Source organism: Brevundimonas bullata (assembly GCF_003350205.1).
Lineage (GTDB): Bacteria > Pseudomonadota > Alphaproteobacteria > Caulobacterales > Caulobacteraceae > Brevundimonas > Brevundimonas bullata.
Genome location: NZ_QLLC01000066.1, coordinates 1 through 5313, shown reverse-complemented (window position 1 = coordinate 5313; position 5313 = coordinate 1). Strand labels below are relative to the sequence as shown.

Sequence of the window (5313 nt, the reverse complement as noted above, 5' to 3'; positions counted from 1 at the left end):
AGAGACAGGGAATCACGATCCGCGAATAATGCAACGGTTCCGCAAGGGGAGAAGGTGGGCGAGCGAAGCGAGGTCGGATGAGGGGTCTTGCTGAGGCCTGACGTCCTGGCTGTTTCTTCTGTCGCGAGACCCCTCATCCGGCCCTTACGGGCCACCTTCTCCCGCAAGGGGAGAAGGGAGGATCGGTCAGGGCGGGTCCGCCTCCTCCGAAAAAACAGAGTCCAATTCGTCTGAATCGTCTGAAATCAGCCCCTCGGAGTCCAGCCGCGCCTTGAGGGCGGTCAGGCGGGCTTCGATGGCGCGGCGACCGGCGTGGTCGTCGGGGGAGAGGCGGGCGGCGTCGCGGGCGACCTTGGCGACGGCTTTCAGGTCGGCTTCCAGCGCAGCGGCGGGATCGGGTTGGGGTTCCGGTGCAGCGGCGCCGAGCAGGGCGGGGTCTGTCAACGCCCGCCAGGTGCGCAGCCAGGAGGCGGCCTCGGCGGCGCGGCCGCGTTGCAGGGCGCGGTTAAGCCGCATCAGGGCCTGGGCCGCCATCTGGGTCAGGTCGGGCGGGGCGGCTTCGGGAGCCTCGTCCTGCGGATCGGGCCAGACGTCCTCGACGTCGCTGCGGCGCCAGCCCTCGCGCGCGGCGCGGGCGCGCAGGGTTCCCAGCTTCAGGTCATAGCGGGCGCAGACGGCCTCGGCCGCGTCTCCGGCCAGATAGTCGCGCCGCGCCGCCGCCCAGGTCCGCGCCGAGCGGACGCGATAGCCGTCGCTGGCGGGGTCGTCTGCGGGGGCGTCCATGAGGTCGCCGCCGACCGGCGGGTCGTCCGCCCCGGCGGCTGTCGAGGGCCGGACATGGTCGGGGATGTAGGTGGTGTCGCCGAACTCATCCTGCTGCCACCGCCCCGAGGCGACGATCCGGGGCTCGCCCTCGTGCCAGTATGCCTCCCGCGCGTCGTCCATCTCGCCTCCTCCTGCCTGCGGGAAGGAGGTTGGCGGACGGGTACGTCAGGATCGGACGCAATATGCAAACAGGAATGTTAGTGAACTTCGTTCGATACCTTGCGCGGACTCGCGTTGTGAGCGTCAATGCACTCTCGTCAACGTGGAATGATTGATTGATGCAAAATCTGGGGGAACATCAGTTCGGTAGTTTATCTACAGGTCTAAAGCTCTCGATGGTGCAGGGGTATCTGCAATCCTACGCCACTCTCATGCAGGGTAAGGGCTTTGACATTTGGTACGTTGACGCTTTTGCAGGAACGGGGGAGGTCACTAAGCGGATTGCCGCTCAGGATACTCTCGCCGGGTACATCCCTGAGACGGTAGAGAGGCGGAAGGGATCGGCTCAAATCGCAATCGACATTGAGCCCCGCTTCGACAGACTTGTGTTCATGGAGCGAAAGCCGAAGCACGTAGCCGCTCTGGAGGCCCTCAGAGAAAAGTATCCTGACCGAGGCATCACCGTTCACAAGGGGGACGCCAACGACCTTCTGAAAATGGCCGACGGCTGGCGTGGATGGCAAAAGACACGGGCCGTGGTCTTTCTTGATCCTTATGGGCTTCAGGTTGATTGGGCGACGCTGGAGGCCCTAGCGCGCACCCAAGCTATGGATATTTGGTATCTTGTTTCCCTGTCGGGTCTGTATCGGCAGGCAACGAAGGACCCGTCTGACATTTGTGCCGATAAGCGAGCATCACTCACTCGTTTTTTAGGAACGGATGCATGGGAGCAGGCTTGGTATAACTCGAAAACTCAACCTAGTCTTTTTGGTGATGATATTGTCGAAACCAAACGGACGGATGATTTGAGCGTTCTAGAAAAATATGTGGAAGAGCGGTTCAAAACAATTTTCGCTCGAGTTCGAGGACCAAAACGACTTTATAATGATCAGGGTGCGCCTATGTTTTCTCTATTCTTTTTAATGGCAAACCCCAGCCCGAAAGCGTGGAACGCGGCCAAGCCAATCGTAGATCACTTACTGAACGCGAGGTAGTTCATCCCAAGTGCGGTTCAAGTAGGTGCGACCTGTCGCCTTCTTATTCTTGCCGCCCCATTGCTTGAAGAAGAATGCCGTACCAGTTGCCAGGCAGTTCAGTCGAATTTCGTCGACCCACTTTTCATCCATTGGTCTAGACCTTGGACCAGACTCGCCGCCCACGATTGCCCAGTGGATACCTCGAAGATCGGCCGTAGCCACTGATCCGATCAAGGGTTCGAATGAAACGAACCGAATGATGGCGGGTGTAGATCGTAGATCATCGAGGCGAGACAGAACGGCCGCATTCTCTACGCTGGTACCGAGCCAAACATGCTCCAACGCGGGTAAGTCCAGAGACGTAATTACTTCTCTCATCCGCTCCGGACGCTTGGTCAGGATTTGATAGGTGTGTTGAGGCGTCCTCTGCATGACGTCCCATACCCGCGCGATGAATTCAGCTGGAACGTCGTCGTGAAACAGGTCCGACATCGAGTTAACGAATATCTTGCGTGGCTTCCGCCATTTCAGCGGAGTTTCAAGCGATGCTTCGTCTAGGCGAACCTTGCCCGTCCAGATGTAGCGATTGCCGCTCTTTCTAGTGAGACCGGCATATTTGGGTACGCCCATCGCTTCTAGCCGGGCGGCCATGCGCATAGCGTAGCAATTGGTGCAGCCCGGAGTGATGATCAGGCAACCGGCGACTGGATTCCAGGTCGCGTCGGTCCATTCAATGCTGGTCTCTGCCATCTTCCTCTCCAAGGGCTGGAGTAGGAACTTGTTCCTACAGAACGTCAGAATCGGACGCTTCCGTCAAGAGTTTCGCTTAAAGATGGTTAACGCTGCGTTGAGTCGATTGTTCGACCGCTGAGCAAGGTGGTGGCTTCGGCGCGATGAACTTCCCCGACCGTTCCTCGCGCGTGCCGGTCTTGGCGACGACGGCTGCGGCCTTCATCGCCTTGGCGATGGTGTCGGGGTCGATGCGGGATTTCATGATCACTCCGCGCAGGGGTCGGACGCGAGGCTAACCGAAGCCGCCTCGCGTCCATAGTCCTGAACCCTGCCCGCGCAGGCGTGGGCCGGGCGGCTACACCTTCACCTCAATCGCCGCTCCACCCGCCCGGAACTTGGCGCTCATTTCGGCCATGCCGGCTTCGGCTTCCTGAGCGGCGAGGCTGGCGCCCGCGTCGTTCTGGGCCAGGGCGTCGCGGCGGATGTCCTGGCTGATCTTCATGCTGCAGAACTTGGGGCCGCACATGGAGCAGAAGTGGGCGGTCTTGTGCGCTTCCTTCGGCAGGGTCTCGTCGTGGTATTTGCGGGCGGTTTCGGGGTCGAGGCCGAGGTTGAACTGGTCCTCCCAGCGGAACTCGAAGCGGGCGCGCGACAGGGCGTCGTCGTGCATGCGGGCGGCGGGGTGCCCCTTGGCCAGGTCGGCGGCGTGGGCGGCGATCTTGTAGGTGATGACGCCGTCCTTGACGTCCTGACGGTCGGGCAGGCCCAGGTGCTCCTTGGGCGTGACGTAGCAGAGCATGGCCGTGCCGAACCAGCCGATCATGGCCGCGCCGATGGCCGACGTGATGTGGTCATAGCCGGGGGCGATGTCGGTGGTCAGGGGGCCAAGCGTATAGAAGGGCGCCTCGTGGCAGTGCTTGAGCTGCTCATCCATGTTGGCCTTGATCTTGTGCATCGGCACGTGGCCGGGGCCTTCGATCATGACCTGGCAGCCCTTGGCCCAGGCGATCTTGGTCAGTTCGCCGAGGGTGCGCAGCTCCGCGAACTGGGCCTCGTCATTGGCGTCGGCGATGGAGCCGGGGCGCAGGCCGTCGCCCAGGGAGAAGGAGACGTCGTAGGCCCGCATGATGTCGCAGATGTCCTCGAAGTGCTCGTAGAGGAAGCTCTCCTTGTGGTGGGCCAGGCACCACTTGGCCATGATGGAGCCGCCGCGCGAGACGATGCCCGTGACGCGCTTGGCCGTCATCGGCACGAAGGGCAGGCGCACGCCCGCGTGGATGGTGAAGTAGTCCACGCCCTGTTCCGCCTGTTCGATCAGGGTGTCGCGGAACACCTCCCACGTCAGGTCCTCGGCGACGCCGTTCACCTTCTCCAGCGCCTGATAGATGGGCACGGTGCCGATGGGGACCGAACTGTTGCGGATGATCCAGTCGCGGATGTTGTGGATGTTGCGGCCGGTCGACAGGTCCATGACGTTGTCGGCGCCCCAGCGGGTGGCCCAGACCAGCTTGTCCACCTCGTCATCGACGCTGGAGAGGACCGCCGAGTTGCCGATGTTGGCGTTGATCTTCACCAGGAAGTTGCGGCCGATGATCATCGGCTCGACTTCGGGGTGGTTGATGTTGTGCGGGATGATGGCGCGGCCGCGGGCGATCTCGTCTCTGACGAATTCTGGAGTGACGTAGTCGGGAATGCTGGCGCCGAAGCTCTCGCCGTCCCTGAGTGACGAGTGGTGAGTGGCGAGTGGCGAAGAGTCGGGCGACATCGCCGAAATGGTTGATCCGTCGTGGAGGGTGATGGTGGAGGCGTCATCGCTCGCCACGCGCCACTCGCCACTCGCCACTGCCTTCCGACGAAGGTTCTCGCGGATGGCGACGTATTCCATCTCGGGCGTGATGATGCCGGCCTTGGCGTATTCGTACTGGGTGACCGGGCGGCCTTCGACGCCCTTGAAGACCTGATGGTGCGAGGTGTCGAAGCGGGGGGCGAGGTTCTTGCCGCTGGCGTGGCCGTTGTCTTCGGGTTTGACCTCGCGCGGATTGGCGACGGGGGCGATGTCGCCGCGATCCAGCTGCCAGCTGGATTTGACGCGGGGCAGGCCGCGCTTGATGTCGATGGTGACGGTCGGGTCGGTGTAGGGGCCGGAAGAGTCATACATCGTCACCGGCGGCTCGTTGGCGCTGGGGTGGACGGCGACCTCGCGGAAGGGGACGCGGATGTCGGGGTAGAGCTCGCCCGCCACATAGACCTTCACGCCGCCGGCGCGGGGGCCGGTGGGGATGCGGCCGGTCTCGGCCTCGACGGCCTTGCGGGCTTCGGCCAGCGGGAGCTCGACGTTGGGTTCGGCGGGAGTCTCGGCTTGCGGCGTGACTTGGATATTCATTGTGGCGGCCTCTTCGACAAAGAGGGACCGCCGGCGTGGTATGAGCGCCCCGGAAGCCGGTTTCCCGGCGTGGAGGCGGTGAACTCGTCCCTTCGCCGGCATGACCCGGATCAGGTTCGACGGGTCAGGCGGCTACGCCAATCTCAGCCGCTCGATCGCGACCCCCCGGAGAACGCCGCGACCCTAGCCCGTTTCGGGGGGAGGTCAAGCGGGAGGGGAGGGCGCGCGGCGTGGAGG

Annotated in this window: 5 protein-coding genes and 1 riboswitch; of the genes, 1 reads left to right on the top strand and 4 read right to left on the bottom strand. The window is 62.8% G+C overall.

What is annotated here, in order from left to right:
• Positions 1 to 186: 186 nt before the first annotated feature.
• Positions 187 to 945, bottom strand: a complete 759-nt coding sequence (locus DXK21_RS16190) for a hypothetical protein (RefSeq protein ID WP_114818791.1) — start codon at positions 943 to 945, stop codon at positions 187 to 189.
• Between the two features lie 158 nt (positions 946 to 1103).
• Between DXK21_RS16190 and tcmP the strand changes: the two genes are divergently transcribed.
• Positions 1104 to 1979, top strand: coding sequence for a three-Cys-motif partner protein TcmP (tcmP, locus tag DXK21_RS16185; protein ID WP_211306065.1), 876 nt, complete (start codon positions 1104 to 1106; stop codon positions 1977 to 1979).
• Here the strand turns inward: tcmP and DXK21_RS16180 are convergent.
• The 3 genes from DXK21_RS16180 to thiC form a co-directional block, all read right to left on the bottom strand.
• Positions 1962 to 2711: a DUF5131 family protein gene (locus DXK21_RS16180; protein WP_114818792.1), complete on the bottom strand. Its 750-nt coding sequence runs from the start codon at positions 2709 to 2711 to the stop codon at positions 1962 to 1964. The two genes, tcmP and DXK21_RS16180, sit on opposite strands and share 18 nt — an antisense overlap.
• A gap of 76 nt (positions 2712 to 2787) precedes the next feature.
• The gene (locus DXK21_RS16645) at positions 2788 to 2955 is read right to left on the bottom strand and encodes a hypothetical protein (protein ID WP_162790725.1); all 168 of its coding nucleotides are present in this window, start codon (positions 2953 to 2955) and stop codon (positions 2788 to 2790) included.
• Between the two features lie 93 nt (positions 2956 to 3048).
• Positions 3049 to 5076 carry a phosphomethylpyrimidine synthase ThiC gene (thiC, locus tag DXK21_RS16175; RefSeq protein ID WP_114818790.1) on the bottom strand — a complete coding sequence of 676 codons (2028 nt, stop codon included), beginning with the start codon at positions 5074 to 5076 and terminating at the stop codon, positions 3049 to 3051.
• A gap of 69 nt (positions 5077 to 5145) precedes the next feature.
• Positions 5146 to 5254, bottom strand: a riboswitch (TPP riboswitch).
• Between the last annotated feature and the right edge of the window lie 59 nt (positions 5255 to 5313).